Origin of the sequence: Aquimarina algiphila (genome assembly GCF_007489275.1) — a bacterium.
GTDB classification, from domain to species: Bacteria; Bacteroidota; Bacteroidia; order Flavobacteriales; family Flavobacteriaceae; genus Aquimarina; species Aquimarina algiphila.
Genome location: NZ_VLNR01000131.1, coordinates 1 through 5,597, shown reverse-complemented (window position 1 = coordinate 5,597; position 5,597 = coordinate 1). Strand labels below are relative to the sequence as shown.

The following is a 5,597-nucleotide window of genomic DNA, read 5'->3' as shown; positions in this document are numbered from 1 at the left end:
GGGATTTAAAAATAGAATCTTATCAAAGATCACAGCAATGACCATTATTCAATATATCAATAGGTTTGAATTCAACAGAAATATAAACAACCTAAAAATTAATATTAACTAAATGCACAACGGGTTATTGTAATTTAATAAAGTAGGTACTTAAAATTTGTTACTGCTCATACACAAGACTGTTGTGGTACATGTAAAATAGACTGTCAATAAAAGACATCTACAACTAATTTTAAAAATATGAACAGAAGAAATTTCACAAAAAACATTACGCTTACGACGCTGGGATTGTCTTTAGGAACAGAAATAAGTGCTATGTCTTTCAAAGAAACCACAAATAATAAAAAGGCTTTGGCTATAACAATGTGGGAATTTAGTTGGCTGGAACGACGATGGCCGGGTGCAGGTTATGAGGATTGGGATGTAGCACTTTCTGAGTTAAAAGTACGGGGTTATAATGCTATTCGAATAGATGCTTTTCCACATCTTATCCACAAAAACCCAAACAAAGAGTTTGTGATTAACCCACATTGGAATACACAAGACTGGGGAAGTCCTGCTATTACTAAAGTCATACTACAACCCTACTTTATTAACTTCATTAAGAAATGCAAAGAATACGGTATTAAAATTGGACTCTCAACATGGTGGCGATCAGATGAAGAGAAGTCATATAATGTGATTACTACCCCTCAAAAACTTGGCGAGGTCTGGCTATCGGTACTCGATTTGATTGAATCACATGATTTGATGGATCAAATCATATACCTGGACCTAAGTAACGAATGGCCATTAGAAGTATGGACTCCTTTTAAAACCGATTTGGAAGGATGGTATACCAAAGAGTCCGGTCGTTGGATGAGTGAATCCATAGCAGTACTGAAAGAAAAATACCCCGATATCCCATATACTTTTTCATTCACTGGTGAGGTTAACAAAGCCTCCTTAACTAAGGGGGATACTAGCATGCTCGACTTTCTTGAAGTACATATTTGGATGGTAAATGGGAACAATGGTGAATTTTATAAAGAGATAGACTATAATTACGAAAGATTTTCTGATGATGGTTATAAAAACCTTGCTCTAAAAGGAGAAAAACTATATCGTGAAAAAGAAAACTACTGGAAAGATCAGCTTTTAAGGCAGATTCATTGGGCTGCCGAATGGTCTAAAAAGGTCAATAAACCTCTTGTCACTACCGAGTGTTGGGGTATAATTGATTATAAAGACTGGCCTCTTTTGGAGTGGGATTGGGTTAAAGAACTATGCGATTTAGGTACTCGTGAAGCTGTTAAAACTGGACGTTGGGCAGCTATTTCAACGAGTAATTTCTGTGGACCTCAGTTTGTAGGTATGTGGCGAGATCAGTCCTGGCATAATGAATTAACTAAATTGATTAAGGAAAAAACTATTGAAGCAGAGTTGAGCGGTTCGAGCTTACTAAAACGAATTTAGAAAACACATGTGATTATCCGACACTACAACGCAATGTGTATACTTCATAAGTATTTCAAGAGTTTTAGAGCGTCATCACGAGCTTTATTTTTCAAATAGTAACTTGATAAGATTTGAAATACGCAAACCCTTACAAAATTATGTATTGAACATTGTAATCGATACCACGTAAACACGCTATCATTTCAAAAAACATTTTATTTCTTAAAAAAATGCAACTTAGTTGCATTAACAAATGTTAACAGCTAAATTTACCCCCTTATTCTATTCAATAAAAATAGCAAATATGGACAGTAAATTACCTGTAACAGTATTAAGTGGTTTCCTGGGGGCGGGAAAGACAACATTGCTAAATCATGTCCTGCACAATAAAGAAGGTCTAAAAGTGGCAGTTATTGTGAATGATATGAGTGAGGTCAACGTAGATGCAAACCTGGTTAAAAGTGAAAACACACTTTCGAGAACAGAAGAAAAGCTTGTTGAAATGAGTAATGGATGTATTTGTTGCACATTAAGAGAAGACTTGATGATTGAAGTAGAACGCTTAGCAAAAGAAAATCGTTTTGATTATTTGCTTATAGAAAGTACCGGTATTAGTGAACCTATTCCTGTTGCTCAAACATTCTCATTTGTAGATGAAGAACATGGTATTGATCTCTCTCGATTTAGCTATGTCGATACCATGGTAACCGTAGTCGATGCTTTTAATTTCTTTAATGATTTTGGAAGTCCCGAAACATTAATGGATAGAGAACTTACCAATATAGAAGGAGATTATCGTACAATTGTTAATCTACTAACTGACCAGATAGAATTCGCTAACGTTATTATATTAAATAAAACAGATTTAGTCACTAAGGAACACCTTGGTGTATTAAAAGCATCTATCCAAAAGTTAAATCCTTCTGCTCGAATTATTGAATCAAGTTTTAGTAAAATCGCACCAAAAGAAATTTTAAACACAGGCTTATTTGATTTTGAAGAAGCTGAACAGAGTGCTGGATGGATAGAAGAATTAAATAAAAGTGAGCACACTCCTGAAACTGAAGAATATGGTATTAGTTCTTTTGTTTTTAGAAGTAAAAAACCATTTGACCCTGAACGATTCTGGAATTACGTACAAAATAACTTCCCTAATGTAATCATACGAAGTAAAGGTTTATTCTGGTTAGCTTCTAGACCAGAACAAGCTTTAATCTGGGGTCAAGCAGGTGGTTCTTTAAAAGCGGACAGCGCTGGAGTTTGGTGGAGCAGTATGTCTTTTGAAAAGAGAATCAGAAACTTAACATTTATTGAGAATCAGGATCAAATTGAGAAAGATTGGCATAAAGACTTTGGTGATAGAAAAAATGAAATTGTATTCATCGGTCGGGATATGGATGAACAACAAATTAAGTCAAATCTTAACGCTTGTATTTCATCAGATGAAGAATTAAATACTCAAAAATGGAAAGATGGTTATGATGATACATGGCCAGTTGAAAGGGCTTATGCTTTGTTATAATAAAGTATAAAATTAATGCTTATTTAGATGTACTTAAAAAATCCCTGTAGATTTTCTATTCTGTTTGTATCTCTACAATCAGGTATTTAAACGCCAAAAACATAGTACAAGTATAAGCAGTAATTAAGAAGATGGAAAATAAAAAAAGAACTCCAAGAATAGCATCTATAGATATGCTAAGAGGTTTTGTAATGTTGATAATGTTAGTGGATCATGTACGAGAACATTTTTTCACGCACCATCGTGTTGTAGATCCAATGGTTATTGAAGAAACTGGTAGCGGTTTATTTTTTACTAGATTGCTAGCCCATTTATGTGCTCCTGTCTTCGTTTTTTTAACAGGGCTATCCGTTTGGTTATATTCAAACCCAAAAGATAAACCGTCCAGATCGGCAACCGCTTTCTTACTAAAACGAGGGCTTTTTTTAATTCTATTAGAAATCACACTAATTAATTTCTCATGGTCTGCGTCTTATAACACTTTGTATTTGCAAGTGATATGGGCAATAGGCATATGTATGATTTGTTTGGCATTGTTGAGTAAACTTCCAAGAATTTGGATTGGAGTACTTGGATTCATCATTGTTTTTGGGCACAATTTATTAACTCCAATTACATTCGATACTACTGAATTAGGTTATAATTTTTGGACTATTCTTCACGATAGAGGTTATTTAGTAACCGATAGTTTTATAGACATCAGAGTTTCTTATCCTGTACTACCATGGGTAGGTGTAATTTTATTCGGATACTTTACCGGACCATTATATCATCATCATATGGTAGCAGCAAGGAGGCAAAAAATACTAGTATTCCTTGGACTTTCAACTCTTACTTTGCTCTTGATATTAAGGGGATGGAATATCTATGGTGAAACTTTGCCATGGGAGACACAAAATTCAGTCTTAAAATCAGTGATGTCATTTTTAAATTACACAAAATACCCTCCTTCCCTACATTTTTTGTTATTTACTTTGGGTATCGGATTTCTACTGCTTTCTTATTTTGAAAGAATTAATGGTCGATTTTCTCAGGTTTTAAAAGTATATGGTGCAGCTCCTATGTTCTTTTATATTATTCATTTGTACGTTCTTCTAGTTTTTCATGCAATTTTAATCTTTACCATAAATAAAGGTGAAGTTATTCAAGTAAGTCATGTATATCAACTTTGGTTAATTTCGATTATAGTATCTGTTTTATTATATTTTCCAACAAAAAGATTCTCTAATTTCAAACGCTTGAGTACATCAAAGTTGATTAAGTACTTCTAGATTACCTTTAAACGTATTTAATATTTGTAAAATAGTCACAGTAAACCAAACATCTATTGTTAACATGGTATGTCAAAAATCTTGGCTTTAGTATTTGGTCAATGGTATTCATAAACGCTCTATCTGATTTGGGTTAAAAAAAAGGAAATGGAGAAACATTATGGTTATTTTATGTAGTGTATATCTTAAAAGCAAGTAATAAAGTTACGACAGTAAATAAAGACATTGCCTAACACGATAAATATGATCATAACCGTTAAGTGATAAATCGAAAGGTCTTTGTATTTTTGGTAAAGCGCAGTGCTTGCAAAAAGTTAAAGTTGACGATCAATGCAACAAAAATGTCAATACTCTGGCAACATTTTGCTCTGCTATGACACATACATTTAACGTTGTAAAACATTTGAAAAACAAACTGAATGGAATCTGTATTTAGAACTTGGAAAACAAGCAGAGAACTTTATTTAGACTATTTTAATAACTATACTTTAGAGCAACTAAATAAAATTCCGAATGGATTTAGCAATAATCTGATTTGGAATATTGGTCATATTATTGTTGCTCAACAAGCATTAATCTATAAAGATTCAGATTTGGAAGGATATATCCCAAATGAATTATTTGAACTTTATAAACCTGGAACAAAACCAACTGGAAAAACTTCTCAAAATGAGGTAACAGAACTGAAAGAACTATTACTATCCTTAATCAAAAAAACAGAAACAGATTTTTATGACGGAAAATTTGTCAACTATAATGAACGAATGACAGGGACTGGATTTTATCTAACTTCGCTAAAAGATGCTTTTGAATTTAATAATTATCACGAAGGATTACACTTAGGATTCATGGTTAATATTAAAAAATTCATTTAAGAACAACATGTATAAAATATAGCCGTAAGTTTTAAACCGAATAACTAGTGCGTTTTTACATAAATCTTGAGAATAATTAAGATTAGAAATTCGTCTTTATCTTTTTATCAAAAAAGATCTCAAATTAAGGAAACCCGTAAAATCGGTGTACTAATGATTAGTATCTTTATAATAGGTTTTAAAGTTTATAATAAATTTATTTAATATTGATTGTGAAAACCCTTCTAGCACCTTAACTAGAGGGGTTTTATGTATTGTATTATTAATAAATCAATCCAGTGATACTATTAGAAATTATAAAGTCATACAGCTTCTTTACTCTATAACAAACTTTAAAATGATATAAGCTTGATAAGAATAGTACAACCCGTTGTGCATTTAGAAAAAGTTGCGCAAACTGCTAAAAGGCAGTAAATTGTAGTTACGACACTATAATTCATATGCACAACTTTCAAGCAAATTACGATAAAATACTCAAGGTTTTAAAAGGAT

Annotated in this window: 4 protein-coding genes and 1 pseudogene; all 5 read left to right on the top strand. The window is 32.4% G+C overall.

Annotated features, from left to right (window positions below; all coding sequences use genetic code 11):
- Nucleotides 1-112: pseudogene (locus FOF46_RS32865) on the top strand (IS982 family transposase); the annotation flags it as partial.
- Nucleotides 113-240: 128 nt separating this feature from the next.
- Nucleotides 241-1,455: a cellulase-like family protein gene (locus tag FOF46_RS30250; protein ID WP_208746839.1), complete on the top strand. Its 1,215-nt coding sequence runs from the start codon at nt 241-243 to the stop codon at nt 1,453-1,455.
- 286 nt (nt 1,456-1,741) lie between these two features.
- Nucleotides 1,742-2,959: a GTP-binding protein gene (locus FOF46_RS30245; RefSeq protein ID WP_143919151.1), complete on the top strand. Its 1,218-nt coding sequence runs from the start codon at nt 1,742-1,744 to the stop codon at nt 2,957-2,959.
- 131 nt (nt 2,960-3,090) lie between these two features.
- Nucleotides 3,091-4,230 carry an acetyltransferase domain-containing protein gene (locus tag FOF46_RS30240; RefSeq protein WP_143919150.1) on the top strand — a complete coding sequence of 380 codons (1,140 nt, stop codon included), beginning with the start codon at nt 3,091-3,093 and terminating at the stop codon, nt 4,228-4,230.
- A 419-nt stretch (nt 4,231-4,649) separates the two neighbouring features.
- A complete protein-coding gene (locus tag FOF46_RS30235; protein WP_143919149.1) occupies nt 4,650-5,105 on the top strand; it encodes a DinB family protein in 456 nt (151 codons plus the stop codon).
- The last annotated feature ends 492 nt before the right edge of the window (nt 5,106-5,597 follow it).